Below are 23,959 nucleotides of genomic sequence, written 5' to 3'. Positions count from 1 at the left end.
CATCCGTATGCAACACCGCTGCAGCCAGGTGGTCACGCATAGATCGAGGTCCGGCGGAACCGCGCCGCCACCCGGGCGCCGTCGACCACCAGGAGCTCCTCGGTCTCGAAATAGTGCCGGCCCTTCCGCTCATAGACGGCGGTGACGGTGCCGGAGGTGGCGAGGCGCTGGCCGGGCGACACCGGCGCGAAATGCTGGGCCTCGCCGGACACGAACACGACCGGGGCCGGGAAGCGGAAGCTGCGGTTGGCGTCGAACATGGTCCGCCGGATCAGGCAGCCGGAATGGACCAGCCCGCCGGCAAGGTACAGCGGATGGCGCTCGTCGAAGGCGGCGAGCGAGCGCCGGAACTCCTCCCCGGTCAGGACCTCGTTGCGCGAGCCGAGGCGCGTCCCGATCGGCATGCCGCCGGGCTCGACCGTTTGCGGCGGGTCCGGCAGCGGCAGGATCGGGCAGTCCGCCACCGGCGGCGGCACCGGATCCGCAAGCGGCATCGCCACCCAGCCGGTCGCCACCTCCTCGCCATCCTCGTTGCGCAGGCTGATCTCGGACCGTCGGTCCGAGCCGGTGTCCACCAGGGCCGAGGCCTCGGCGGTCAGCACGTCGCCGTCATAGACCGGCCGGCGGAACCGCGCGCCCATCAGGCCATGCCGCAGCCAGTCGGCACCCCAGGCATCGACGGCGATGCGGCTGATGTGACCGTAGACGAAGGCGCCCGGCACCAGCGCCGCCTTGAAGCCCATGCGCCGCGCCACCGAATCGTCATGCACCGACCCGCGATAGCCGGGATCGTCGTCGAGGCGGATCGGGATGCGCAGCGTGCGGGGAAAGCTCATGGTCAGGCTCCCGGCCGGGGTTCGGTCGCCATGGCGCCGCTGGCCTCGACCGCCGCGATCTCCGCCGGCGTCAGGCCGAGGATGTCGCGCAGCACGCGATGGTTGTCGGCACCGAAGCGCGGCGCCGCCCGGCGCTGGCTGCCCGGGGTGGTGTCGAGATGGATCGGCAGGCCGGGATGCGGGTGGCGGCCGGCGTCGGGATGCTCCAGCACCGTGAAGAATCCGCGATGCGCCAGGTATTCGCTGCGCGCCAGATCCTCGGGGGTCTGCACCGGCGCGGCGGGAACGCCGGCCGCCTGCAGCCGGGCCGCGACCGCGTGCTTGTCCTGGCCACGGGTCCAGTCGGCGATGATCGCGGTCAGCGCCTCGATGTTTTGCTGCCGCGCCGCCAGCGTGGCGAAGCGCGGATCGGCGGCGAGGCCGGCCTGACCCATGACGCCGCACAGGGCCTGCCACTCGGCCTCGGTCTCAGCCGCGATCGCCACCCACTGGTCATCGCCGCGCGCCGGAAAGGCGTCATGCGGGGCGGCATGGGTCGAGCGGTTGCCATTCGGCGCGGGATCCTGGCCGGAGTCGATCGCCGCCAGCAGCTCCGGCCCGATCAGCTGCATCGCGGCCTCGACCTGCGGCACCTCGATGTACTGTCCCTCGCCGGTCCGCTGCCGGTGCAGCAGCGCCGTCAGGATGGCGGCCGCGGCGTTGAAGCCGCCGATCGGGTCGAGATAGGACGGGCCGGTGGTCTCGGGCTGGCCGCCGGGATAGCCGATCATGCTGGACATGCCGGTCGACATCTCCATGGTCGGGCCCAGCGCGGCATAGCGCGCCATCGGCCCCTCGGCGCCGAAGGCCGGCAGCTCGGCCACGATGATGTCCGGCTTGATCCGGCGCAGGCTGTCGTAGTCGAGCCCCAGCCTGGCCAGCGTGCCGGGGCGGAAGTTGCAGATCACCACGTCGCTGACAGCCGCCAGGCGCTGGATGATCTCGCGCCCCTGCCCCGTCTTCAGGTCGAGGATGCAGGACAGCTTGTTGACGTTCTGCGAGTTGAAGTGGAAGGCGCGGTCATAGGGCCGGTCGCCGGGGACGCCGTCCGGGAAGTTGACCGGGTTCGGCACCTCCTTGTTGAGGCGCCAGGAATTGACCCGGGTCGGGGATTCGACGTGGATGGCCTCGGCCCCGAGGAAGCCCAGGACGCGGCCCGCCATCGGCCCGGCCCAGGCCGTGGTCAGCTCGAGCACGCGCAGGCCCGCCAGTGGGCCGGTGCCGGACGTGAGGGCGTCGGACTCCGGGCGCGGGACCCGCGGCGCGGGCGTCCAGCTTTTGTCGGCACCGGGGCGCGGCGCGGCGGAGCGGACCTGGCGCGGCGTGCGGCCCAGTCGCCACGGCGGCCCCAGGATCAGTCGTCCCCCCACCACTTCCCAATAGCCCCGCGCGGCGAGATGGGCGCTGCCGTGCAGCTCGGTCGGGCGGTAGGCCTTGGCGGCGATCACCTCCTCCCGCTGCAGCGTGGCGACCAGATCCTCAGCGCGAAGATTCGCGACCTTGTCCTGGATGATCCCGAACAGCTCCGCCCAGTGGGCGCGGCGCGGGATGGGGGCGCTGAAGCGCTCGTCACGCTCGATCTGCTCAAGGCCCAGCGCCCGGCAGACCGCGCTCCAGCGGTGGTTGTAGATCCAGATGCAGACCCAGCCGTCCCGGCAGCGCACCTGGCCGGCCGGGATGTTCGGGTCGCCCCGGCCCTTCAACGTGCCGTTGTAGATGTGCTGCAGCACATAGGGAAAGCACATCGCCGCGGCGGCCTCGGCCTCGTCCACGGCGACGACCTGGCCCAGCCCGGTGCGCTCGCGTGCGAAGAGGGCGGCGGTGATGCCGATATAGGCGGCGATGCCGGCGGCGAAGGACGCGCGGCGGCCGCAGCCATAAAGCGGCTCGCGGCCATGGGCGCCGTTGTTGTGCATCATGCCGGACAGGGCCTGCAGCACGATCTCCGGCCCCTTCCAGGCGGCGAGCGGCCCGTCGGCGCCGAAGGGGCTGACCACCGCGGCGATGCAGCGGGAGTTGAGGCCGAGCACGTCGCGCGGCTCGGATCCCGGCGGCAGGATCGCGACATCGGCGCCGCGCAGCAGCCCGTCCAGGGCCCGGCGCCCGGCGACGCTGCCCGGGTCGAGACTGACCGAGCGCTTGCCCGTATTGAGATGGAAGAACAGCAGCGAGCCGCGGTCGCCGGTCTGGCTGAAGGGCGGCAGGCGGCGGATGGCCGAGCCCTCCGGCCGCTCGACCAGCACGACCTCGGCACCGAAATCGGCCAGCAGCCTGGCGCAGTACTGCCCGCCGACGGTTTCGGACAGGTCGATGACGCTCAGGCCGGTCAACGCAGTCATCGCGGCACCACCTCCCCCGGCTCTCCCGTCGACCCGGACGATATCGAGTCTTGCATCCGTATGCAACACCTCCGCATAGTGCCGGACGCGGTCATGGCCGGGGCGGGATTCCGCCCGTGTCCGTGCTATGGCTGAGGCAGGCGACAGCGAGGGGAAGCGACCTTGAGTTCCGGAGACCTGCGCAAACCGATCACCGCGCGGCAGCTGGCCCGGATGATCGGCGTCAGCCAGTCCGCAGTCTCGCGCGCCTACACGCCGGGCGCTTCGATTTCGAGCGAGATGCGCCAGCGCATCCTGTCGATGGCGGACAGCCTGGGCTACAGCCCCAATGCCATCGCCAGCACCCTGTCCAAGCGGCGCAGCAACATCGTCGGCATCGTCGTCTCGGCGATGCAGAACCCGTTCTACCCGGTGTTGATCGAGAAGCTGTCGCGCGGCCTGCAAGAGGTCGGTCAGCAGAGCCTGCTGTTCAACCTGACCCATGGCGCCGACATCCGGCAGCAACTGGCGGCCCTGCGGCAGTACAGCGTCGACGCCGTCGTCATCGTCTCGGCCGCCCCCCTGTCCGGCGCGGCGCTGACCTGGGCGACCGAGGGCCGCACGACGATCATGATCAACCGCACGGTGCCGGATTCGAGCCTGACCAGCGTGTGCTGCAACAATGCCGAGGGCGCCCGCGCCATCTCCGACCATTTCCACGCGCTGGGCCGTCGCCGGGTGGCGTTCGTGGCCGGCGTGCCGCATGCCAGCGCCAATCTCGAACGGCAGCACGCCTTCATCGCCCGGCTGGCGGAGTTGGGCATGACCCTCACCGCCTCCGTCGCCGGCGGCGAGTACAGCTACGAGGCCGGCTACCGCGCGGCACTGGAGGTCGCCCGCACCACCCGAACCGAGGCGATCTTCTTCGCCAACGATATCCTGGCGGTGGGCGGCGTCGACGCGCTTCGCGACGAGATGGGCCTGTCCGTGCCCGGCGACATCGCGGTCGCCGGCTTCGACGACATCGCCATGGCCGGATGGCCGCGCTATTCGCTGACCACCTTCCGCCAGCCGCTCGACGCGATGGTCGAGCGGACGGTCCAACTGGTGACCGGCAAGGCGGAGCCGGCCGAGACCAACATCCACCTGCTGCCGGGCGAACTGATCGTCCGGAAGACCACGGCAGGCTGAGGTGACCGGATGATGCGGCCGGACCACGCGCGCCCCCGGCCCCGGGCGGTATCGCCGGGGCGTCGCGATCGCCTGCGGGGCCGGCAGCGTCATCTCAGACCTGCAATGCCGTGAGGTAGGGCTCGTTGGCCAGGTCGTCGCGCAGCCCCGGCGCCAGGACCACCCGATCGCCGGCCACCGCGCTGACATAGAGCTGCAGGTGGAAGGCCGAGTCCGTGTAGTCGGGCGGGATGACCGCCGCGAAGCCGTCGCCGCCCCGCCGCATCGGCATCGCCTTCCAGCGCTCCGCCTGGTTGACGTGGCGGTAGTGCAGCACCGGCTCGCCGCCCTGCAGCGCCTCCGCCAGATCCGCCCGCACCTCCACCGCTTCGCCACGCCGGAAGGCCACTGGCGCGGCGACGCCCGTGGCCCTGCCCTGCGTCGGCACCCGCCCCTGCAGCCGCGCGATCGCGGCCCTGGTCCTGTCGTCGGGATGGACTGTCTCATGCGGCGCTTCCGACCGCATCGCCTGCAAGTCGGTCAGCTCGATCTCGATCTCGCGCAGCCGCTGCTGCCAGGAGCCGCGCAGCCAGCTCTGCGGCCCGTAGGTGAGGTCGTCGTGATAGACGTCGCGGGCGATGTCGGCGATGCCCTGCCAGGCCAGCACCGCCCGCTTCAGATGGGCCTCGGCCCGATCCAAGGTCATCGCCGCCTTGGAAAGGATGAACAGCTCGACCCAGGTCGAGGCGCGGAATTTCTGGGCGAAGAATCGGGCGATGCCGGACAGGATGCCGGTGTCGATGACGATGCGCTGCACTTCCGCCGTCTCGAAGGTGGCGCTGCCTTTCAGCGACACCAGTGCGGTGTCGCAGCCCTCGGCCAGGCGCTCCAGCCAGTCCGCAACGTCGAGCGGCGAATAGCGCCGGTCGGTGCGGCCCTCGTACAGCGCCTCGGCGAACTCCCGCGGCGTGGCGAAGAGTTGCGGGTCGAAGGTCGGCGCGTTGCCGAAGCGGACCGGCCCGTCCATGTCGCTGCCATAGGGCCGGCGGTTGCCGACCGTGCCGACGGGAAGGTTGGAGTAGATCTCCGGCCAGTAATGGTTGTTCGAGGCCGACGGCCCATGCGTCAGGCTGACCAGCGGCAGCACCCGGCTGGCCAGCGACAGCGCCATCTCGCACATCCCGGCGGCATCGCCGCAGGTGCGGCGCAGGTGGCGCATCCAGCCATCGCGGTCGGCCTCCGGGTTGTAGAGCAGCCGGCCCCAGACCCGGTAGAGATAGGCATATTTCTGCCAGTCGTATTTCGTCGCCAGGCCCTGCTTCTGGTAATTGAAACGCTGTCCCGGCACCCCCATTCCCATGCGACCCTTGAACGAGCCGGGCTCGCACCATTCCACCCCGTCCGAGCCGCAATAGGTCGAGCTGCGCCCGTAGCCGGCGGCGAAGGCCGGGTCGCCCCACAGCAGCACGCGCTGGGTGCCGGCCCAGATCCGGTACAAGACCTTCCAGTCGCGGTCCTTGGCCAGCAGGTCGCCATAGCTGTAGCGCAGGAACTTGCGCGAGCCTTCGCTCAGCTGCTCGCGCTCGCTGCGCGCCACCTCGGGCGGGTATTCGCGCTCCCGGATCGCCGACTGGTGATAGGGCAGGCCCATATGCTCCGCCATGTATTTCGGCGAGGCGGTGATCGGCATGCCGGAGGCACGGGCCAGGCCGATGGTCTCGTGGTCGAGCCCCTTGCCGTGCATGTCGATCTCGACCGGCCGGCCGGCCCCGGCGACACCCTGGAACGCCTGCTCCCAGAACGCGTAGTCGCCCTCGGGAATGCCGCCTTCGACATGCACCCGGAAGGTCAGGCCGGTGATCTCCGGCACCGCCTTCAAGAGCGCGGTGATGGCGTCGCGGCAGTAGGGCGCCAGATTGTCCCGGGTGACCCCGCGCACCGTGTAGTTGGCGTTCGGGACGTCGTCGAAATCATAGCGCTGGGTCCACAGCGCCAGCTGGAAGTCGAGCCCGCGCCGCGCCGTCTCGCGGGCGATGAACTTCAGGGTCTCGAGATTGGCCTCGCGCTCCTCCGGCGTCAGCTCCTTGACGTCGACGCCGTAGCCCGGGAGGTCGAGCAGGAACGGGTATGGGAAGTAGAAATAGACGTCGCGGATGAAATTGTTGTGGTACGGATAGTTGTAGCCCATGCCCAAGGTCAGGGCGAACCGGCTGAAGCGCTGGCTGGCCAGCATCGACAGGTATTCGTGCCAGAACTGGCGGTCGTGGAACCAGCCCTTGTCCTCCTCCTCCGAGCAGAACAGGCGGGCGATGCTGCGGATCCGGGCCGAGGGCCGCTCCACCAGCGGCAGGCCGGGGCCGAACAGGTCGCCCTCGGCATGGCGGACGCGGTCGGCCAGCTCGGTCAGCGCATAGACCAGGCCGCGGGTATCGAAGCCCCAGGCGACGATGCCGTCCGCCCCCCGCAGCAGCGCCAGGCCTTCCGCCGTCTCCGGCAAGGTGACCGATGCGGCGGAGGCCGCCGCTGCAGCCTCCCTGTCTCCCGCCATCGCCACGCGGATGGTGAACTTCCCCGGCGCCGGGCCGATCGCGGCCTCGACGTCGCGCTGCCGCAGCGCCCGCAGCAGCTCCTCCGCCGCCCAGCGGATCGGGGCGGCGACGGTGTCGGGCATGAGGAGGGTAACGGGAGTCTCTGCAGCCATGGGGATCCTCGTGCCGCCTGGTCGTGGTCGGTCGCCGCGCGCTCAGGTCAGCGCGGCGACCTCGTAGTCGGCGATGCCGTCGAGCGTGAAGCGGACGGTGGTGCCGGTCTGGGTGAAGGGCACGCTGCGGCCGGCGCGCAGGGCCTCCACACCCTGGATCGTCCGCCCCGGCGCGACCTCGAAGCTCACCGTCTGCGCACCGAGCGGATAGGTCTCGCGCACCCAGCCGCGCATCGCGTTGGGCGAGGTGTAGTTCAGGATGTGCAGCGCGTAGCCGTCCTGCGTCTGCCAGGGAAAGACATCGACCAGCCCCCGCCCTTCGATGCGCACCGGCTGGCGGCCGTCCAGCGCCCAGCTCACGGCATTGCCCATCAGCCGGCCGAGATCGCCATTGGTCGACAGCCAGAAGGACCGGTCGATGTCGCCCGAGAACCAGGCCACCCGCCCCTGCCCGTGCCGGCGCACCGAGAGGGCGGATTCCTCCGTCCTCGGCGTGTCCGTGTAGACCATCTCCGGCGGGAAGGCGGCGTAGGGCTCGACGATGCTCAGCAGCCCGGCGCCGCCGGGCGCGACCGGCAGCCGGAACTCGCCATAGGGCAGCAGCGTGGTGTCGCCGAAGCCGGCGAGGATCGGATGGTCGCCCTCGATGCGGGCAAAATGCCCGCGCCGATGCTGCCTGTGCTCGCCCTGCCCGGCGCCGAAGGGCGGGCCCGCGACCTCGACCCCGAACAGCCGGGCCAGGGCCGGCGTGGCGCGGCGGTGCCCCCATTCGTCGAAGCAGCCGCTCTCGAAGGTCGCGACCACCGCGCCGCCGCCCGCGACATAGTCCTCGACCGCCTTGGCCTGGGCGTCGGACAGCATCCCCGTGTTCGGCAGGACGATGGCGGCGAACTTCTTCAGCCGCTCCGGCGTCAGGTTCTGCTCATGCAGGAACTCGAACGGGATCCGGGCCTCGAGCAGGGCGTAGTACCAGCCCTGCAGATAGTCGGTGACGTCGCCGCCGCCGGGCGGCTGGTAGAAGGCGTTGGTCCGCTGCGAGAACACGACGGCGAGGTTCGACACCGGCGCTGTGTTGCGGAAATGCCGTTCATGCTGCGCCAGCCAGCTGAAGAAGGCCACGCCGGTGCGGCGGAAGCGCTGATCGTCCGGCGCGCCGCCCAGCCAATGATACCAGGGCACCATGCCGCTGGCGGTGGACTGCGCCATCCACAGCGTCGTTTCCTCCGGCGCCTTGGTGGTGTGACGCCAGAACGGGTCGGCATTGGCGTAGCCGCCGGTCACGTTGGTGACCGCCCGCCCGTCCATCACGGCATGGGCGACGCGGCCCTGCTGGGCGCAGTCCCAGACCGGGGTCTGGTTGCTGCGCCCCTGGTGGTCGGCGTTGAACCAGCCGGCGACCTTGGCGATCTCCATCACGTCGGTCACCGCCCGGATGCCGCCGCCGAGATTGCCGACATAGACATTCTCCGGCGACCGCTCCTTGGCGATGCCGTCCCAGAGCGTCCAGATCTCCAGCACCCGGTCCTCATAGATCCGGTAGAGTTCCTGCGGCGGCAGCCCGGCCAGGTGCTGGTGGTCGGCGCTGTACCAGGCTGGCCGGCGGCCTGTGCTCGGCCAGCCATTGGTGAAGAAGCCGTCGATGTCGTAGCGGGCGTTCATCTCGCGATAGATCGCCGACATCTGCTCCGTATAGAAGGTCGAGAACATGCAGGTGCGGAACAGCTCCGGCACCTCCGGATGGTGCACCGGCTTGCCGTCGGCGGTGCACGCGACCCATTCGGGATGGGCTTCGGCGCCGTCCGCATAGCACCAGTTCGGATCCATACGCGCGACCACCCGCATGCCTTCGCGCTTGGCCGCGGCGGCGAACTCCCCGAACAGGTCGCGGTCGCCGAGATAGCGGCTGCGGTGATGGTACGGCACCCGGGTCGGATAGAACGCCATGATGCCGCCGCCGCTCAGCAGCAGCGTGTCGATCTTCAGGCGCTTCCAGTAGTCGATCCAGGCCTCGACATCGAGGGTCTCGGGATCGCGCTCGTTGAAGTTGTTCTGCCCCGCGCGGCGCATCGTATCGTACCAGAAGGTGCCCGGCGCGAGGACGCGCCTGTCGCCGGGGGCGCCGCCGGAGCGAAGGGCGGTTGCGGTCATGGTCGTTCCTTCTCAGGGCATTGCTCAGGCGAGGGACGGTGCCTCAGGCGATCTTGGCCTTGTCCAGCCGCCAGTAGGCGTAGCCGGACGACACCTCGTAGCCGAGCGTGACCCGCGGATCGCGGGCGATGAGATAGCCATTGGTGGCGATCGGCAGGACCGGCAGGTCGGTCATCACCTTGCGCTCGGTTTCCTGGATCAGGGCCAGGCGCTTGTCGTAGTCCGGCTCGTTCCCCGCCCGGTCGAGCAGGTCGTCGATGCCGGGAATGGCGACGCCGTAATGCGAGTAGTTGGCACCGCCGCTGCCATCGGACTTCACCTCCGCCACCTTGGACAGGATGTCGGCCAGCGGCAGCGTCGGCACCGGCGGATAGGCCGACGAATTCTGCGGCAGGCTGTTCATGTCCTTGCGGTTGTTGGCGTGGAAGGTGGTGTGATCGATCACCTGCAGGTTGATGGCGACACCGACATTCCGCATCTGCTCCTGCACCACCAGCATCGCGGCGGAGTAGTCCTCGCGCTGGCTGGTATAGGCGTCGAGGGTGAAGCCGTCGGGATAGCCGGCCTCGGCCAGCAGCGCCTTCGCCTTGTCCGGGTTGAACTTGTAGAGGAGATCCTCCGGCACCGTGTCGGCCGTGTAGCTGCCGGGGAAGCCGGGCGGGTTCAGGCCGTAGGTGCGGCGGCTGATCGGCGTCATCGCGGCGACGATGGCGTCGCGGTCGATGGCATAGGCGAAGGCCTGGCGGACGCGCAGGTCGTCCAGCGGCTTGCGCGTCAGGTTAAAGCTCATGGTGAACAGGCTGCCCGGCGCGGCGACGTCGAACAGCAGGTTCGGATTCTTCTGCTTCATCGCCGGCACCCAGCCCGGCGCGCGCACGCCCTCGATCATGTGCACGTCGCCCGACAGCAGCGCCAGGGTGCGCGAGGTCGTGTCGAGGATGTAGATCACCTGCAGGTTCTTGGTGACCGGCACCCCGCCGAAATAATCCGGGTTGGCCGTCATCATGATGCCCTTGGACGGGTCGGGATCGATGCTGACGAACTGGTAGGCGCCGGTGCCGACCGGGTCGCGCTGGATCGTCTCGCCCTTCTCCTCCACCGCCTTCCTGGAGAGGATGACGCAGGAATAGTCCTGGATGGTGCCGCTGAGCAGCAGCGGGTCGGGCTGCCGCAGCGAGACGGTGACCCTGTACTTCCCGTCCGGCTGGACGTCGGCGATGTTCTGGTACAGCACCTTGTTGCCGCCGACCTGCTTCGGGTCGCGCATGCGGTTCAGTGTGAACACCACGTCGTCCGAGGTCAGCTCGCCGTAGCCTTTGTGGAACTGGACGCCCTGGCGGAGCTTGAAGGTCCAGGTGCGGGCGTCGGGCGACATCGCCCAGCTCTCGGCCAGCTGCGGCACGAACTCCTCCGGCCGCTCGGCGAAGCGGCCGTTCGGCGAGGCCACCAGCGTGTCGTGGATGTGCACGATCGACCAGTTGTCGGCCCCCTGGATCGAGTTCGAGGGGTCGAGCGTGCGGTTGTTGCGCGCGGCGAAGGCGATGCGGATGGTGTCGGCCGACTGGGCGGAGGCCCGGGTCCCGAGGGTTGCCGTCAGGCCCGTCCCCAGCAGCGCAGCCGATGCCCCGAGGACGTCCCGCCTGGTGAAAGGCATAAGTTCCTCCCCATCGGATTTATTGAGGCAAACGCGTCCGCCCCCTCAAATTCGTGAGGATAGCAACGGAGCTTTGCCTGTGATGCGTTGATGGTAGCGCTGCCATTTTCGCAGAGTCAAGACACCATCCGGAGAATTATTTGATTCTGTCCGACGAGGGACGTCGAGGACGGGGTTCAGCTTGAATTCCGCCGCATTCCACCCCGATACTGCAGACGGACCGGAAGGAGACGACCATTTCCGAGAAGCCTCGCAAGAGCCGCAGCGGCGGCACGCCGACCATGGCCGATGTCGCGGCCTATGCCGGCGTCGGCACGATCACCGTGTCCCGGGTCCTGCGCGAGCCGCACCGCGTGTCGGAGACGCTGCGGCGGATCGTCCACGACGCCATCCGGGAGCTCAACTACATCCCCGACCTCAGCGCGCGCGCTCTCGCCTCCACCCGCACCGATGTCATCGGCGCACTGGTGCCGTCGCTGACCCAGGTCGTCTTCGCCGACGTGCTGCGCGGCATCTATGACGGGGTCGACGGCACCGAGCTGCAGATCCAGGTCGGCAATACCCGCTACGACCCGCTGGAGGAGGAACGGCTGGTCGGCCTGTTCCTGCGGCAGAAGCCGTCGGCCATGATCGTCTCCGGCGTCAACCAGACGGCCAATGCGCGGCGGATGCTGGAGCAGGCCGGCTGCCCGGTGGTGCAGATCATGGACCTCTCGCCCGATCCGATCGACCGGATCATCGGCTTCTCGCACGAGGATGCCGGCCGGCGGATGACCGAGCATCTGATCGCCCAGGGCTATAGGCGCATCGCCTTCCTCAGCGGCTGGATGAACAGCCGGTCGGCCGGCCGCCGATCCGGCTATCGGCAGGCGCTGGCGGCCGCGGGGCTGGACCGGCCGAACCTGGTCCATTCGATCTCGGACACCAGCCTGCCGCATCTGGCGGACAAGATCAGCCCGGCGACCGGCCGGCCGATGCTGGAATTCGCGACGCCGGCCCTGGGGCGCGAGCTGTTCCGCCAGGCCATCGCCGCGGATCCGGCGCTCGACGCCGTGTTCTGCAACAACGACATCCTGGCGCTGGGCGTGCTGTTCGAATGCCTGCAGCGCGGCATCCGGGTGCCAGAGGACATGGGCATCGCCGGCTTCAACGATCTCGACTTCATGGAGGCGGCGGAGCCGAGCCTGTCGAGCATGCGCACCTACCGCTACCGCGTCGGCCACTCCGCCGTCGCGGCCATTCGCGACCAGCTCGCCGGCCGACCGGCGGGCCCGCGCATCCTCGATGTCGGCACCGATGTCATGCCGCGCCGAAGCACGGATCGCCGCAACGCGCTGCCAGGCTGAGGCAGCGCCCATCCTTCCCAGACGGATCAAGGTCGGCCCCTATTGGTCGACGACAGAGCCGTCCTTGTGCAGCCGGGTGTGGATCCTGCGGGGCCGGTACGGGAACTTCTCGGCTGCGTCGGGACGCAGCGAGACGCCGATCCCCGGCTCGTCGCTGATGGTCAGGAAGCCTTCGCCGTCATGCCGCGCGGCGCCGACCAGGAAGCTGTCGGACTCCGGCCGCTTGTCGGTGACGTCCCAGGTGTCGTTCGGGAATTCCTGCAGCACGAAGTTCGGCGCCGTCGCCGCGATCTGCAGGCACGCCGCCGTCGACACGGCGCTGAGCGGGTTGTGCGGCACGACCCCGGCATGCGACGCCTCGGCCAGCGCCGCGATCTTGCGGGCGCCGGAGATGCCGCCGACGATGCAGACATCCGGCCGCACCATCTGCACCGCATTGCGGGCCAGCAGCATCTGGAACTCCCACAGCGAGGTCATGCGCTCGCCCGTGGCGATCGGGATCGAGATCTTGTCGGCGACATAGGCCATCTCGTCGAGATTGTCCGGCGTGATCGGATCCTCGAGGAACAGCGGGTGGAACGGTTCGATACCGCGGCCCAGCTGGACGGCCTCGAACGGCGTCATCCGGCGGTGGATCTCGATGCACAGGTCCATCTTCCGCCCGGCGATCCGCCGGTATTCCTGCACCGTGTCGATCGCGTCGGCGATCTTCTCGGCATGGGTCTGGAAGTACGGCTCCTCCCGCCGGCTGTCGAGGAAGGGCGTCAGGTGGCCGACCGCCGTGAAGCCGATCTTCTTGGCCTCCTCGACGCCGGCGAACAGCTCTTCCTTGGTCTCGCCGAACACATGGTAGTAGGCCCGCGCCTTCTCCCGCACCTTGCCGCCCAGCAGGGTATGGACCGGCGCCTCGAAATGCTTGCCGGCGATGTCCCACAGGGCGATGTCGATGGCGCTGATCGCCGCCATGACCGCCGAGCCGCGGAAATGCGCCCAACGGTACATGTACTGCCAGTGATGCTCGATCCGCAGCGGATCCTGGCCGAGCAGGTAGTCCTTGAAGCGGAGGACGGCGCCGGCCGTGGCCTCGTGGAAGCCCCAGGCCCCGCCTTCGCCGAGCCCCACGAGGCCGTTGTCCGTCCGGATCTCGACGAACAGGTACCTGTCCACCAGGATAGTCTCGACGCTCTCGATGCGCATATTTCTGTCCTTCAGGAAGAATGGGCGAACGGCGCCTGGCCGTTCGGAATCAGGATGACGGCGTCCGGATCGATCCGGACGCGGATGGTCTCGCCGGCGGCGGGCGAGTTGCGGGCCGGCAGCTCGGCCCGGAGGGTGAACCCGCCGATGCGCAGCAGGCAGGTGACGACCGGCCCGAGGAAGCTGACCGACGCCACCTCCGCATCGAAGCCGTTGGGCCCCTCCTCCGCGTCCCGCACCCGCAGGACGCTCTCGGCCCGGATGCAGGCCAGGACCGGCCCGGACGGCCGGACGGAATCGGGCCGCGGGAACTGCCCCTCGATCGTCGGGCCGCCGTCCAGCGCGACGAGCGCGCGCCCGTCGCCCGCCGCGCGGACGATGCTGCCGTCCAGGATATTGGCATTGCCGATGAACTCCGCGGCGAAGCGGCTGGCCGGCCGTTCGTAGAGGTCCCGCGGCGTGCCGGACTGGATCATCTCCCCGTCCTTCATCAGGATGATCCGGTCGCTCATCAGCATCGCCTCCGACTGGTCGTGCGTGACGTAGAGCGAGGTCTGCCCCAGCCGCCGTTGCAGCTCGACCAGCTCGAAGCGCATGCGGTCCCTGAGGCCGGCGTCGAGGTTGCTGAGCGGCTCGTCGAACAGCAGCAGCCGCGGCGAGGTGACGACGGCGCGCGCCAGCGCCACGCGCTGCTGCTGCCCGCCGCTGAGCTCGGTGCCGTAGCGCGCGGTGAAGCCGTCGAGGCCGACGACCTTCAGCGCCTCGCCGACCTTGGCCTCGATCGTCGCCGCCGGCTCGCGCCGCGTCCGCAGGCCATAGGCGACGTTCTCGAACACCGTCATGTGCGGCCAGACCGCGTAGGACTGGAACACCATGTTGATGCCACGCTTCTCGGGCGGCACGTCGCGGCCATCCGCCGCCACCACCTCGCCGCCGATCCGGATGGTGCCGGCCGAGGAACCCTCGAGCCCGGCGATGCAGCGCAGCGTCGTGGTCTTGCCGCATCCGCTGGGCCCCAGCAGCGAGACGAACTCGCCATCCTCGACGTCGAAGCTGACGTTGCGGACGGCGGTGACGCTGCCATAGGCGACGACAAGGCCTTCGACGCTGAGCTTGGCCATAGCGTTCCTCGGGGTTGCGGCCGCCGTCACACGGCCTGGGACAGCCGGACGCGCAGGACGTATCGCCCCACGACGATCCCGGCGACCAGGATGGCCGTCTGCAGCAGGCCGATGATGGCGGCGTTCTGGACGTTGCCGAATTCGAGATAGTCCCAGGACATCACCGACAGCACCTTGTTGCTCGGCGACGCCAGCAGGATCGCGGCGCTGATCTCGCGGATCGAGAAGATGAAGACCAGGATCCAGGCGGACAGCACGCCGGGCCGGATCAGCCGGAACGTCACCTGCCGCGCCGTCCGCCAATGCGAGGCGCCGCAGACCGAAGACGCCTCCTCCAGCGATCGGTCGATCTGGATGATCGAGGTATCGACCATGCGGTAGGCGAAGGGGATGTAGGAGGCGACGAAGGCGATCACCAGGATCCAGATCGTCCCGTAGGCTGGCGTCATCAGATAGGTCCAGAAGATGCCGGTGCCGAAGACGATGCCGGGGACGGCGATCGGGAACATGGCGACGTAGTCGAGGATGCCGCCGCCGCGCACCCGCAGGCGCCGCACCGCATAGGCGATGACGATCCCCAGCAGCACGCACAGCGTCGGCGACAGCACCCCGACCAGCAGCGTGTTGCCGATCGACTGCTGCACCGCCACCGAGCCGACCACCGACCGGAAGTTGTCGAGCGTGAAGGTCGCGTCCAGGATCGAGGACGAGGTGAAGCTGGTGAAGGCGACGTAGAGCAGCGCGAGATAGGGCAGGATGATCGCGAGGGTGACGTAGACCAGGATCAGGAGGATCGCGGGCCACCGCCAGCCGCGCAGCTTGACCAGGCGGATGCGATAGCCGCGGGCTGTCACCGTGACGAAGCGCGTCGCGACCCGGGAAGCGAAGCGGTAGAAGAACACGCCGACCAGCGAGATCCAGAACAAGAGCGTGCCGATCGCCGCCGCCCGGGCGTAGTCGAGCGGGAAGGTCGCGACCGCCCGGTAGATGTCGACCGCCAGGAAGGGCAGCGCCTGCGTGCCGCCGAGCGCCGCCGGGATCGAGAAGGTGCCGCAGGTCAGCACGAAGACGAAGAAGTAGGCCGAGACGATCGACGGGCGGACCACCGGAAAGGTGATCTTCAGGGCGGTCGCCAGGGTGCCGGCGCCGTTGAGGTAGGACGCCTCCTCCATCGACGGGTCCATGCCCTTCAGCGCGGCCGACACCGTCATGTACGCGTAGGGCACGTTGTACAGCGCCATGACGAGGATCACCCCGCCCGCGGTCATGACGTTGATCACGGCGCCCTGGACGCCGAGCAAGTCGCGGGCCAGGACGTTCAGCAGGCCGGCATTCGGCGAGCCGAGGACCAGCCAGGCCAGCGCCCCGACGAAGGGCGACAGGTAGAGCGGCGCGATCACCGCGTTCTCCAGCAGCCCCCGGGCCGGCAGGTCGGTCCGGGCCAGCAGCCAGGCCAGGCCGATGCCGATGACGCAGGCCACCAGCGACACCAGCAGCGACGCCCCGACCGTGACCGCAAGGATCTTGAGATAGGGCAGCGTCGTGTAGACCGCCGTGAGGCTGCGCAGCGAGAACTGGGCCCGCGGATCGACGAAGGTGCCGGTCCGCACCGCGCCGACGAACATCAGCACGATCGGGACCAGCACCAGCACGGCGAGCAGCAGGCCCAGGGCCAGCGGCAGGGCCAGCCCACGCCGCCGCCGGCGCAGCGCGGCATAGCCGGCCGCGGGCTGCTCCACCTTCAACGCGGGCGCGGAGAGGACCATCCTCAGCGGCCGAAGATCTGGTTCCACTCGGCGATGATCGGCTTCGCCGGGTCGACGTAGCCTGGATCCTTCAGGTAGTCGATGTAGAGATCCTCGGGATCGGCGTACCAATCCTCCTTGTACCAGTCGGCCTTCGCCGCCTTGCGGGGATCGACGGTGTCCTCCCGGGCCGAGGCGACGCCCGCGACCTTGAACCAGGCCGCCTGGCCCTCCGGGCTCATCGCCCATTCCTGGAACAGCCGGGCGGCGTTCGGATGCGGCGCCTTGGCCGAGATCGTCTGGACAGTCAGGTTGGCGGGGGTCGGGTCCGGGAACACCCAGCGGATCGGCGCCCCCTTGAGGTAGAAGCCGCCCATGTCGCTCTGCGACGCCTGGTCGACGATGGCGTGCTCGCCCGCGGCGAGCCGGTCGTACATCGGCGACTTGCTCTCATAGACCTGCGGCTTCAGCGCCGCCATCTTCGCCACGAAATCCGGCCCGAACTGGGCGCGCTTCCCGCCCAGGAACATGTAGACATAGGAGTAGCTACTGCCGCCGGAGGCCGGGGTGCCGGTCGCGATACGGCCCGCCCAGCGCGGGTCGGTCAGAACGTTCCAACCGCCCTCGCGGATCAGCTTGTCCTCCTCCGGCGTCACCTTGGTGGAGTTCCAGGCGATCCCCATGGCGTTGACGAAGATCGTGTACCAGACGCCGTCCTTCTTCATCTCCGGCCGGATGCCCGCCGCCGAGGCCGGGGTGTACTCCGCGATCAGCCCCTCGGCATGGGCGGATTCGATCAGGACGGTGTCGGTGATCTGGACGAGATCGGCGATGTGCTGGCCCACGCGCTCCTCCGTCAGCCAGCGCTCGAACAGGGGATAGCTGGGGCCGCGGACGTTCTGCGTCGTGATCCCGAATTTGTCGGTGAAGACCTTCGTCCACACCGCAGTCGGGTCGATCGCGGTGGTGTGATAGTAGGTCAGGGTGCCTTCGGCCTTGGCCGCGGCGACCAGCCCGGCATCCGGCTCCGGTGACGCCGCCAGGGCGAGGCCCGATCTCCCCGTGACGGACAGGCCGAGGGCGCCCAGCCCCGCCAGCGTGCCCCCCTGCAGCACCCTGCGGCGCGACCAGCCGCCTTGCGGACCGAAGTGCGAGCGATCGTCGGAATGAGCCATGACGTTCCTCCCCAATTTTTTGGCCGGATTTCTTTGGCGAAGGCGTCTCCCGGACGCCCCGATTTGTCGGATCATACATTTGCGCAAATATATTTGCGCGTCAACGCCGCATCGCCGATACTCTGGCCCATGAGACGAACGACGCAGGAGAAGACCGTGGACCCATGGGTGAGCCCCGCCCCCGAAGCCCCGCTGAACGAGCCGACCTATCTGAGGGTCAAGCGCGCCATCATCGGGGACCTGGTGTCGGGTCGGTTCGTCCCGGGGACGCATCTGACGATCGAGGCGCTGACGTCGCGCTATGCCGTCAGCCACATGCCGATCCGCGAGGCGCTGCGCCAGCTGGAGGGCGAGGGGATCCTGATCTCGCTGGCCCATCGCGGCTTCCGGATCGAATCCATCACCGAGGGCTATATCCGCAACATCTACGACATCCGGGTCGGCATCGAGTCGATGCTGGCGCACCGTGCGGTCGAGCGGGCGACGGACACCGACATCGCCACGCTGCGCCGGCTGCACGAGGATCTGAGCGTCCTGATCCGGTCCGGCAAGCCGATGGTGGCGTCGCGGGAGAACATCATCTTCCACAAGCGGATCTACGAGATCGCCCGGAACCCCGAGGCGGAGCAGATCCTGGAGGGACGCACACGCGTGGTGCGGACGGTGGCGGACAGCCTGGGCGGCTATACCCCGGACATGTACGACGCGGTCGTCGCCGAGCACGAAAAGATGATCCGGGCCTTCGAGGCCCGGGACCCGACCGCGGCGGGCGAGGCCGTCTTCGACCATGTCACCGCGGCCCGGGACCGGCTGCTGGCCCGGATCGCGGAGAAGGGCGCGTTCTCGCCGAGACCATGAGACCGGACCGCCGCGACATCGAGGGCGCAGCGCTAGGCGTCGAGCAGCCCCTTCATCACCGCATACAGGGCCGGCTTGGCCTCGAAGCCGATGCCGGGCTGGCTGGGCAGCCCGACGAAGCCGTCCTCGACCGCGATCCCGTCGGCGAAGCCGCCGAAGGGCTGGAACACATCGGGATAGGATTCATTGCCGCCGAGATGCAGGCCGGCGGCGATGTTCAGCGACATCTGGTGCCCGCCATGCGGCACCACCCGGCGGGTGGACCAGCCGGCGTCGGCGAGCACGTCCAGGGTGCGCAGGTATTCGACCAGGCCATAGGACAGGGCGCAGTCGAACTGCAGCACGTCCCGCTCCGGATTCAGTCCGCCATAGCGCAGCAGGTTGCGGGCGTCCTGGTGGGAGAACAGGTTCTCCCCGGTCGCCATCCGCCCCGGATAGACGGAAGAGAGCTCCTTCTGCAGGGCATAGTCGAGCGGGTCACCCGCCTCCTCGTACCAGTGCAGCCCATAGGGCTCGAGCGCCCGGGCATAGGCGACGGCTGTGGCGAGGTCGAAGCGGCCATTGGCGTCGACAGCCAGGCACTTGCCCTCCCCCACGACCCCGAGCACCGCCTCGATGCGGCGCAGATCCTCGGCCAGGGAGCTGCCGCCGATCTTCATCTTGACCACCCGGTAGCCGCAGTCGCGGTAGCCGCGCATCTCGTCCGTGAGCTGCGTCAGGTCCTTGCCGGGGTAGTAGTAGCCGCCGGCCGCATAGACCCAGACCTTCTCGTCGGCCTTCCCGCCGCGGTAACGATCAGCCAGCAGGCGCCACAGCGGCTGCCGCGCGATCTTGGCCACGGCGTCCCACACCGCCATGTCGACGGTGCCGACCGCGACCGAGCGTTCGCCATGGCCGCCGGGCTTCTCGTTCGCCATCATCGTGGCCCAGATGGCGAAGGGGTCGAGGTTGTCCGCCGCCGCATCCACCAGCGCCGCGGGATCCGCCTCCCGCAGGCGGGGCACCAGCCGCTCGCGGATCAGCGCCCCCTGGCCGTACCGGCCGTTCGAGTTGAAGCCGAACCCCACCACCGGCTTCCCGTCCCGCACGATATCGGTCACGACGGCCACCACGGAGCACGTCATCTTCGAGAAGTCGATGTAGGCATTGGCAATCGACGAGGCGATCGATACAGTCTTCTCGCGGATATCGACGATCCTCATACTTGCAATCCTCCCATCGATTTCAGATCGGCTTTTGCCGATCACTTGCAGATCGCGACTCCGCGACCATCACAATAACGAGGGGCGGCGGCCGAAGGCCAATGCCGATCCAGCGTCAAACCATGTGCATCCGGCATCATCGATGGAGCTGACCTGGCTGGAGGACTTCGTTGCCCTGGCCGAGACCGGAAACTTCTCCCGGGCGGCCCGGTCGCGCCATGTCACCCAGCCAGCCTTCAGCCGCCGCATCCGGTCGCTGGAGGACTGGGTCGGGGCGCCGCTGTTCGACCGGGCCACGCACCGCGTCGGGCTGACCGAGGCCGGCCGCCAGTTCCGGCCGGCCGCCACCGAGACGCTGCGCCGGCTGCACCAGGCCCGCGAGGCGGCGCGCGAGGCCGGCAGCAGCGAGGCCACGGCGTTGCGCTTCGCCGCCACCCATTCGCTGTCCTTCGCCTTCTTCCCGGACTGGCTGGGCTCGCTGGCCCCCAGCGCCGCCATCGGCAGCGTTCGGCTGATCTCGGACAGCATGCAGGGCTGCGAGCAGGTCCTCGCCAATGGCCAGGCGCATTTCCTGATCTGCCACCACCACCGCGCCGTGCCGAACCGGCTCGACGCCTCCCTGTTCAAGGCCCTGCCCATCGGCCACGACACTCTGCAACTGGTGGTGGCGCCGGATCTCGCCGCGCATGACCCCGCATCTCTCCCCTACCTGGCCTACAGCGCCGAATCCGGGCTCGGCCGCATCGTTTCCGGCGTCTACGGGCGCCAGATCAGCCAACAGCCGGTCTTCACCTCGCACCTGGCCGCGGTCCTGCACAGCATGGTGCGGAACGGCCGCGGCGCCGCCTGGCTGCCGCGCAGCATCTCCGGTGACGATCTCGCGGCCAGCCGACTGGCCGCCGCCGACCCGGCCACGCCGCCGATCCCGATCGAGATCCGCCTGTTCCGGCCGCGGGCACGCCAGAGTGCCCAGGCCGAGGCGTTCTGGCTGCTCGCCCGCGCCTGGGCCGCCGGCCGGGGCTTCGACACCGAAGCCGAGTAGCCGGCCGTCAGCCGATGCGGTATGGGGCCAGCGCCTTCTCGTTCGGGTCGAGGCCGATGCCCGGCAGGTCGGGCACGGTCACCGTGCCGTCGTCGTTCAGCGCCGGCGGGTGCAGGTAGACCTCGCCCGCCATGGCGTTGACCTTCTTCGGGTAGAACTCCAGCAGCCGAGCGTTCGGGATCGCCGCCAGCAGATGCAGATGGGCCTGCTGGTCGCCATGCGGGCAGATGTCCAGGCCATGCGCCTGGGCCATGGCGGCGACCTTCATGAACTCCGTCACCCCGCCCATGTAGCGCGCGTCGGGGTTCAGGATGGCGACCGCCTGCGTGGCGATCAGGTCGCGGAAGCCGTGCTTGGTGTATTCGTTCTCGCCGGTCGCGATCGGGATCGCAGTCGCCGCTGCGATCTTGCGGAAGCCATCATAGTCGTCCGGCTGCACCGGCTCCTCGAACCAGAACGGCTCGTATTCTTCGGCCCGCAGCGAGAGCTGGATGGCGTCGTAGTAGCGATAGGCGCAGTTGGCGTCCATCAGCAGCTTGACGTCCGGGCCGATGGCCTCGCGCACCGCCTTGATGCGGGCCACGTCTTCCTTGATCGGCACGGCGCCGATCTTCATCTTCACCGCCTTCGCGCCGAGCGCCACGTAGGATTCGACCTCCTGCTGCAGCTCCTTGTGGCCCTTGCCGTCGCTGTAGTAGCCGCCGGCGATGTAGATCGGGATCCGGGTGCGATAGCCGCCCAGCAGCTTGTACAGCGGCATGTCCGCCAGCTTGGCCTTGATGTCCCACAGCGCCAGGTCGATCGACGACAGCGCCCGGGTCTCATAGCCGCGCCGGCCGGACAGCTTCGGGCTCCACAGCCCGGACCAGATCGCCTCGGTCATCGTCGGGTCGCGGCCGACCAGCGTCTCGAGGAAGCTGGCGCGCAGCTCGCGCTCACCCGGGCGCGGACGGCCGACGCCATAGCCGGTCACGCCGGCATCGGTCTCGATCTTGACCACGGTCATGTCGGAGGTGGTGTAGGTGTGCAGGCCGTTGGTGATCGGCCGCGCCCGCTTCCACTCGTAATCCGCCGTCGACACGCGGGTGATCTTCACCGCCCCACGGCCGGGTACGGTTTCATCGGTGGCTGACATCGGTTGGTCCTCGGATGGTTGACGCTACTGGTCGACGACGCCGCCGTCGACATGGGGACGCATTTGAATGGGCCGGGGCCGCACGGGCTCGCGATGCTCTATCCCCGGCACCAGCTCGATGCCCAGGCCGGGCCCGTCGGGGATGCGGATGAATCCGTCCTGCGGCCGGTCCAGACCGGTCACCAATTCATGCGCCGGCAGCACGGCCGAGCCGTCCGCGCCGGGCGAGGCCGACGGGTATTCCTGGATCGCCAGGTTCGGGATCGCCGCGCCGAGCTGCAGGCACGCGGCCAGGCTGACGGGCGAGAGCGGGTTGTGCGGCACGATCTGGGCGTCATACGCCTCGCCCAGCGCCGCGATCTTCCGGCCGCCGGTGATGCCGCCGCACAGGCAGATGCAGGGCCGCAGGAACTGGGCGCCGCGGCGGGCCAGCAGGGTCTGGAACTGGTGCAGGCCGGTGTAGCGCTCGCCTGTGGCGATCGGGATCGGGATGTGGTCGGCGACCCAGGCCATTGCGTCCGGATTGGCCGGCGGCAGCGGGTCCTCGAAGAACATCGGGTGGTAGGGCTCGATACCCCGCGCCAGGGTCACCGCCTCCGGCACCGTCAGCCGGCGGTGGATCTCGATGCAGAGATCCATGTCCTCCCCCGCCGCCTCGCGCAGCCGGGCGACGTTGCGGATCGCGTCCCGCATCTTGCGGGCATGGGCCCGGAAGTACGGCTCCTCGATATTCTCGTCGAGCAGCGGGTTGAGATGCCCGACCGCGGTGAAGCCCGCCTTGCGCAGGGCCGAGACATGCGCCGCCTGCTCGTCGATGGTCCGGCCCTTCACATGGGCGTACAGCCGGGCCTTCTGGCGCATGGCGCCGCCCAGCAACTCATGCACCGGCACGCCGAGCTGCTTGCCCTTGAGGTCCCACAGCGCGATGTCGATCGCCGAGATCGCCCCGGTGATCGCGGCGCCGGTGAAGTGGTGCGAGCGGTGCATCACGTTCCAGTGATGCTCGATCGGGCGCGCATCCCGGCCCACCAGATAGGCGCCGAACTTGGCAATGGCCGTGGCACTGGCCTCCAGATGTCCCCAGGCGCCGGATTCGCCGATTCCGGTCAGTCCGGATTCGGTGGTGATCCGGACATAGAGGTAGCGGCCGATCGGCAGGGGTTCGACTTTGGCGATCTTCATCATCATGCTCGCCCCTCAGGGGTTGACGCAGAGGCAGTCTTCCGCCGGCAGCAGGACCCGGGCGTCCTGGGCCGGCGGCGCCCGGTCGGCCAGCACCCGCAGGTCGCCCAGCGGCGTGGTCCCGGTGATCTCGAAGCTGGAGCCCTGGTAGAGCACCGTCCTGGGCACGAAGGGCAGCACCGTCCCCGCCCCTTCGGTCGCGCCGCCGGGAGCCAGCAGCCGGATCCTCTGCGGCCGGATGGCGACGCAGATCGGCGTGCCCTCGGCCAGGGCCGAGGTCGTACGCGCGGCGACGACGATGCCGGCCTCGGTCATCACCTCGGTATTCGAGGCGCCGATGCAGCCGCGGATCAGGTTGGCGCCGCCGACGAACTCCGCCACATGCGCGGTGCGCGGCCGCTCATAGACCTCGGCGGCGGTGCCGACCTGCTCGACCGAGCCGCGGCTGAGCAGGACCACCTGGTCGCTCATCGACAGCGCCTCGCTCTGGTCGTGGGTCACCAGGATCGTGGTCAGGCCGAAGCCCTCATGCACCGAGCGCAGCCAGGCCCGCGCGCGCTCCCGCAGCTGGGCGTCGAGGTTGGACAGCGGCTCGTCCAGCAGCAGCAGGCGCGGGCGGTAGACCAGGGAGCGGGCAATGGCGACGCGCTGCTGCTGCCCGCCGGACAGCTGGAAGGGATAGCGGTCGGCGAGCGCGCCGAGCTCCAGCTTCTCCAGCATCTCGCGCGACCGCTGCTGGCGCTCGGCGGCCGGAGCACGGCGGATCTTCAGCGCGTAGCCGACATTCTGCAGCACGGTCATGTGCGGCCACAGCGCGTAGCTCTGGAACACGTAGCCGATGTTGCGGCGTTCGGTCGGGACGTTGATCCCCTGCCGGTCGGAATAGATCGGGTCGGCGCCGAACCGGATCTCGCCGGCGGTCGGCCGGTCGAGGCCGCCGATGATGTTGAGCAGCGTGGTCTTGCCACAGCCGCTGGGGCCGAGCAGCGAGGTGAACGAACCCTCGGCGACCGTCAGGTTGACGTCGTCCAGCACCGTCAGGCTGCCGAACGACTTGCTGATGCCGGAGAGGCCGACGGCGATGTCCATC

At 69.2% G+C, this 23,959-nt stretch carries 17 protein-coding genes; 4 read left to right on the top strand and 13 right to left on the bottom strand.

Going from position 1 to position 23,959, the window contains the following annotated elements:
• Nucleotides 1-32: 32 nt before the first annotated feature.
• Nucleotides 33-836: a hypothetical protein gene (locus ACFW16_RS04435; RefSeq protein ID WP_380302255.1), complete on the bottom strand. Its 804-nt coding sequence runs from the start codon at nucleotides 834-836 to the stop codon at nucleotides 33-35.
• Between the two features lie 2 nt (nucleotides 837-838).
• The gene (locus tag ACFW16_RS04430) at nucleotides 839-3,214 is read right to left on the bottom strand and encodes a CaiB/BaiF CoA transferase family protein (protein ID WP_380302253.1); all 2,376 of its coding nucleotides are present in this window, start codon (nucleotides 3,212-3,214) and stop codon (nucleotides 839-841) included.
• 162 nt (nucleotides 3,215-3,376) lie between these two features.
• On the opposite strand from ACFW16_RS04430, the gene ACFW16_RS04425 reads away from it, so the two are divergent.
• Nucleotides 3,377-4,384, top strand: coding sequence for a LacI family DNA-binding transcriptional regulator (locus ACFW16_RS04425; RefSeq protein WP_380302251.1), 1,008 nt, complete (start codon nucleotides 3,377-3,379; stop codon nucleotides 4,382-4,384).
• Nucleotides 4,385-4,478: 94 nt separating this feature from the next.
• Here the strand turns inward: ACFW16_RS04425 and ACFW16_RS04420 are convergent, their stop codons facing one another.
• From ACFW16_RS04420 to ACFW16_RS04410, 3 genes are read right to left on the bottom strand one after another with little or no spacing between them, the layout of a single operon-like run.
• On the bottom strand, nucleotides 4,479-7,064 hold the full coding sequence (locus tag ACFW16_RS04420) for a hypothetical protein (RefSeq protein WP_380302249.1): 2,586 nt from the start codon (nucleotides 7,062-7,064) through the stop codon (nucleotides 4,479-4,481).
• Between the two features lie 42 nt (nucleotides 7,065-7,106).
• Entirely contained in the window at nucleotides 7,107-9,212 is a 2,106-nt protein-coding gene (locus ACFW16_RS04415; RefSeq protein WP_380302248.1) for a beta-galactosidase trimerization domain-containing protein, read from the bottom strand.
• Nucleotides 9,213-9,255: 43 nt separating this feature from the next.
• The gene (locus tag ACFW16_RS04410) at nucleotides 9,256-10,866 is read right to left on the bottom strand and encodes an ABC transporter substrate-binding protein (RefSeq protein ID WP_380302246.1); all 1,611 of its coding nucleotides are present in this window, start codon (nucleotides 10,864-10,866) and stop codon (nucleotides 9,256-9,258) included.
• 281 nt (nucleotides 10,867-11,147) lie between these two features.
• Here ACFW16_RS04410 and ACFW16_RS04405 point away from each other — a divergent pair, with 281 nt between their 5' ends.
• Entirely contained in the window at nucleotides 11,148-12,212 is a 1,065-nt protein-coding gene (locus tag ACFW16_RS04405; protein WP_380302245.1) for a LacI family DNA-binding transcriptional regulator, read from the top strand.
• Nucleotides 12,213-12,251: 39 nt separating this feature from the next.
• On the opposite strand, the gene ACFW16_RS04400 is transcribed toward ACFW16_RS04405, so the two are convergent.
• Genes ACFW16_RS04400 through ACFW16_RS04385 form a run of 4 tightly spaced genes read right to left on the bottom strand, consistent with a single transcriptional unit; the run spans nucleotide 12,252 to nucleotide 17,450 of the window.
• Entirely contained in the window at nucleotides 12,252-13,409 is a 1,158-nt protein-coding gene (locus ACFW16_RS04400) for a mandelate racemase/muconate lactonizing enzyme family protein (protein WP_380302242.1), read from the bottom strand.
• An 11-nt stretch (nucleotides 13,410-13,420) separates the two neighbouring features.
• Nucleotides 13,421-14,530 (bottom strand): ABC transporter ATP-binding protein, encoded by a 1,110-nt coding sequence (locus ACFW16_RS04395; protein WP_380302240.1) that lies wholly within the window; start codon nucleotides 14,528-14,530, stop codon nucleotides 13,421-13,423.
• A gap of 26 nt (nucleotides 14,531-14,556) precedes the next feature.
• The gene (locus ACFW16_RS04390) at nucleotides 14,557-16,296 is read right to left on the bottom strand and encodes an ABC transporter permease (protein ID WP_380302238.1); all 1,740 of its coding nucleotides are present in this window, start codon (nucleotides 16,294-16,296) and stop codon (nucleotides 14,557-14,559) included.
• Nucleotides 16,297-16,298: 2 nt separating this feature from the next.
• On the bottom strand, nucleotides 16,299-17,450 hold the full coding sequence (locus tag ACFW16_RS04385; RefSeq protein ID WP_380302236.1) for an ABC transporter substrate-binding protein: 1,152 nt from the start codon (nucleotides 17,448-17,450) through the stop codon (nucleotides 16,299-16,301).
• Nucleotides 17,451-17,606: 156 nt separating this feature from the next.
• Between ACFW16_RS04385 and ACFW16_RS04380 the strand changes: the two genes are divergently transcribed.
• Entirely contained in the window at nucleotides 17,607-18,308 is a 702-nt protein-coding gene (locus ACFW16_RS04380; protein WP_380302234.1) for a GntR family transcriptional regulator, read from the top strand.
• A gap of 32 nt (nucleotides 18,309-18,340) precedes the next feature.
• Here ACFW16_RS04380 and ACFW16_RS04375 read toward each other — a convergent pair whose 3' ends face one another.
• The gene (locus ACFW16_RS04375; protein ID WP_380302232.1) at nucleotides 18,341-19,510 is read right to left on the bottom strand and encodes a mandelate racemase/muconate lactonizing enzyme family protein; all 1,170 of its coding nucleotides are present in this window, start codon (nucleotides 19,508-19,510) and stop codon (nucleotides 18,341-18,343) included.
• Between the two features lie 142 nt (nucleotides 19,511-19,652).
• Between ACFW16_RS04375 and ACFW16_RS04370 the strand changes: the two genes are divergently transcribed.
• Nucleotides 19,653-20,552 carry a LysR family transcriptional regulator gene (locus ACFW16_RS04370; protein ID WP_380302230.1) on the top strand — a complete coding sequence of 300 codons (900 nt, stop codon included), beginning with the start codon at nucleotides 19,653-19,655 and terminating at the stop codon, nucleotides 20,550-20,552.
• 7 nt (nucleotides 20,553-20,559) lie between these two features.
• Here ACFW16_RS04370 and ACFW16_RS04365 read toward each other — a convergent pair whose 3' ends face one another.
• Genes ACFW16_RS04365 through ACFW16_RS04355 form a run of 3 tightly spaced genes read right to left on the bottom strand, consistent with a single transcriptional unit; the run spans nucleotide 20,560 to nucleotide 23,958 of the window.
• Entirely contained in the window at nucleotides 20,560-21,687 is a 1,128-nt protein-coding gene (locus ACFW16_RS04365; protein WP_380302228.1) for a mandelate racemase/muconate lactonizing enzyme family protein, read from the bottom strand.
• Nucleotides 21,688-21,711: 24 nt separating this feature from the next.
• Complete coding sequence (locus ACFW16_RS04360; RefSeq protein WP_380302226.1) at nucleotides 21,712-22,869, bottom strand: mandelate racemase/muconate lactonizing enzyme family protein; 1,158 nt, start codon at nucleotides 22,867-22,869, stop codon at nucleotides 21,712-21,714.
• Nucleotides 22,870-22,884: 15 nt separating this feature from the next.
• Nucleotides 22,885-23,958, bottom strand: coding sequence for an ABC transporter ATP-binding protein (locus ACFW16_RS04355; protein WP_380302224.1), 1,074 nt, complete (start codon nucleotides 23,956-23,958; stop codon nucleotides 22,885-22,887).
• Nucleotide 23,959 lies beyond the last annotated feature (1 nt).

The sequence above is a fragment of the Inquilinus sp. NPDC058860 genome, assembly GCF_042743185.1.
Classification (GTDB): Bacteria; Pseudomonadota; Alphaproteobacteria; order DSM-16000; family Inquilinaceae; genus Inquilinus.
This window is presented reverse-complemented; position numbering and strand designations above follow the sequence as displayed.

Bases quoted from the DNA above. Each gene is read 5' to 3' on its own strand.
- ACFW16_RS04435 (WP_380302255.1), bottom strand. From the start codon at position 836: ATGAGCTTTCCCCGCACGCTGCGCATCCCGATCCGCCTCGACGACGAT.
- ACFW16_RS04430 (WP_380302253.1), bottom strand. From the start codon at position 3,214: ATGACTGCGTTGACCGGCCTGAGCGTCATCGACCTGTCCGAAACCGTC.
- ACFW16_RS04420 (WP_380302249.1), bottom strand. From the start codon at position 7,064: ATGGCTGCAGAGACTCCCGTTACCCTCCTCATGCCCGACACCGTCGCC.
- ACFW16_RS04415 (WP_380302248.1), bottom strand. From the start codon at position 9,212: ATGACCGCAACCGCCCTTCGCTCCGGCGGCGCCCCCGGCGACAGGCGC.
- ACFW16_RS04410 (WP_380302246.1), bottom strand. From the start codon at position 10,866: ATGCCTTTCACCAGGCGGGACGTCCTCGGGGCATCGGCTGCGCTGCTG.
- ACFW16_RS04405 (WP_380302245.1), top strand. From the start codon at position 11,148: ATGGCCGATGTCGCGGCCTATGCCGGCGTCGGCACGATCACCGTGTCC.
- ACFW16_RS04400 (WP_380302242.1), bottom strand. From the start codon at position 13,409: ATGCGCATCGAGAGCGTCGAGACTATCCTGGTGGACAGGTACCTGTTC.
- ACFW16_RS04395 (WP_380302240.1), bottom strand. From the start codon at position 14,530: ATGGCCAAGCTCAGCGTCGAAGGCCTTGTCGTCGCCTATGGCAGCGTC.
- ACFW16_RS04390 (WP_380302238.1), bottom strand. From the start codon at position 16,296: ATGGTCCTCTCCGCGCCCGCGTTGAAGGTGGAGCAGCCCGCGGCCGGC.
- ACFW16_RS04385 (WP_380302236.1), bottom strand. From the start codon at position 17,450: ATGGCTCATTCCGACGATCGCTCGCACTTCGGTCCGCAAGGCGGCTGG.
- ACFW16_RS04375 (WP_380302232.1), bottom strand. From the start codon at position 19,510: ATGAGGATCGTCGATATCCGCGAGAAGACTGTATCGATCGCCTCGTCG.
- ACFW16_RS04370 (WP_380302230.1), top strand. From the start codon at position 19,653: ATGGAGCTGACCTGGCTGGAGGACTTCGTTGCCCTGGCCGAGACCGGA.
- ACFW16_RS04365 (WP_380302228.1), bottom strand. From the start codon at position 21,687: ATGTCAGCCACCGATGAAACCGTACCCGGCCGTGGGGCGGTGAAGATC.
- ACFW16_RS04360 (WP_380302226.1), bottom strand. From the start codon at position 22,869: ATGAAGATCGCCAAAGTCGAACCCCTGCCGATCGGCCGCTACCTCTAT.
- ACFW16_RS04355 (WP_380302224.1), bottom strand. From the start codon at position 23,958: ATGGACATCGCCGTCGGCCTCTCCGGCATCAGCAAGTCGTTCGGCAGC.